At 39.6% G+C, this 2,045-nt stretch carries 2 protein-coding genes; both read left to right on the top strand.

The window, feature by feature from the left end; all coding sequences use genetic code 11:
• Positions 1 to 1,096, top strand: a 1,096-nt coding sequence (locus tag ACYVTD_RS12005; protein WP_461247995.1) for an efflux RND transporter permease subunit, incomplete at its 5' end; no start/stop codon positions are given.
• Positions 1,093 to 2,045, top strand: a 953-nt coding sequence (locus tag ACYVTD_RS12000) for an efflux RND transporter permease subunit (protein ID WP_461247994.1), incomplete at its 3' end; no start/stop codon positions are given. The genes ACYVTD_RS12005 and ACYVTD_RS12000, both read left to right, overlap by 4 nt.

Here is a 2,045-nt window from a genome sequence, read left to right as displayed (position 1 = left end):
TTCTTGTACTGCGTATTTTCCAAAAGACAGAATTGAAGTTCTTTTAGGGTTATCAACTGAGCGGACATTTGTAATTAAGGGCAAGGACAGGGAGGAACTGCTTGAGCGGGTTGAAATTACACAAAACGAATTTGATTCCGCGTCTACAGCGGTAAATTTCCGTCCTCGCGGAAAAATACCGGAAATAAAAGTCTACCCAAATAGGGAAACTACCGCTTATCTTTCGATACCCTCATCGCAAATAGCGGAAACTCTTTTTGTTCTTAACGAAGGAATTGTAACAACAAAATTGGAAATTGAGGGCAAACCGTTAAATGTTCGTGTAACAGGAGAGCGGAATACCCGCAATGATCCTGTCCAAAGGCTTGAAGAAATACCCTTAAAAACAGGACAGGGAAAAATCGTATACCTTGGCTCTGTTGTAAAAATAGAGCAAAAAGAAGCGGAAGCGTCTCTTGCGCGGCTGGACAGAGCCGATGTCATATATGCAGATATTTCCGCAGGAAAAGATATTCCGTCTGTTGTCAAAAAATTAGCCGCGCGATTTTCTTGGTTTATGGGAGCAGATGAATCGGTATTTAGCCGCTACAAAAATTCCTTGCTTTTTTATGTTTTCCTTGTGCTTGTTCTTCTGTACATGACAATGGGCGCTCAATTTGAATCTTTTTTACTCCCCCTTGTTTTAATGTTAAGTATTCCTTTTTCACTTGCAGGAGCCGGACCCGCTCTTATAATCAGCGGCTCAAAAATTGATTCGGGAGCCGTACTTGGATTAACCGCCCTATTCGGACTAGTTGTAAATAACAGTTTAATTCTCTTTGAAATCAGCGAACAAAAAATTCAAGCCGGATTTCCAGTAACAGACGCAGTTTGCAGAGGAGCATCGGAACGATTACAGGCGATTTTGATAACCACAACAACTACTGTCTTTGCTCTTTTGCCGTTAATCTTTAGTCCTTTGGGAAACTCGCAAAAATCAATGGCGGCGGCAATGTTGGGCGGGCTTACAGTATCAACATTAATCAGTTTGTTTGCCATTCCTTCCGTATTAATTCGGTATTTTAAATGGAAACTTAACAATGAGGAAGACTTATGAAAAATATTTCTTCCCGATTAGAAAGAAAAAAAATGAGTCTCTGTATTTTAGCGGGTATTTGCGCGGTATCGTTATTCGTCATTATCAATTCAAATGAAAAAATTAAAGAAAACACAGGAGGTTCTTATTTAATAAAAATTAAACATTACGGCATTGACGCAATGGAGATGGAAAGAAGCGTAACCATTCCGCTTGAGGATGCGCTTTTTTCGATTAACGGAGTAATAGCGGTTCAAAGTTCCAGCGAAAACAGTTTATCAAGTGTTTTTGTCCGCTTTAGACCGGGGACACACGGCAGGTATGAGGCTATTCGCGATGCGGCGCAAAGGGTTTATGAAACTCTCCCCACGTCCGCGCAAAGACCGGAAATTTTAAGCTCAAATAATTCAAATATTCCGGTTTGGTCTGCCGCAGTTTTAACTGGCGATTTAAGCAACACGGCGCAAATACTGGAAAAAATTGTAAAGCCTCGTCTTGAAAGTTTAGAAGGCGCGGGAGAAGTTATTGTTTCAGGAGTGGGATTAAAAGAAATTTATATAATTCTTGATCAAGAAAAATTAGGGCTTCTTCAGTTAGAGCCGTCTGTAATAATGTCTGTTCTTGAATTAAATGACTCGATTTTTTCCGGCGGAATGATTGAACAAAAAAATAAGGAAATAATTGTTACTATAGATGGGCGTTACTCGCAACTTAACGCAGCTTTAATTCCGCTTGGAGAGGGAAAATATATCGAGCTTTCGGATATTGCCGTCATTACGGAACGTGAACGGGAGCCGGATATTTTATCAAGATTAAACGGAGAAAAAACGGCAAGTATCGCCATTATGAGACGGCATGGTGCTGATTTACGAAAATTATCTTCAGATATTAAAAAAGAAATATCATCTCTTTCACTGCCGTTAGAATTTATAATTTATTATGATCTTGGAGCTGAAGAAAGAATGTCATT

The sequence above is a fragment of the Treponema sp. R6D11 genome, assembly GCF_054786075.1.
Note: the sequence above shows the minus strand (reverse complement) of the source record. Positions and strands in the feature narration are given on the sequence as shown.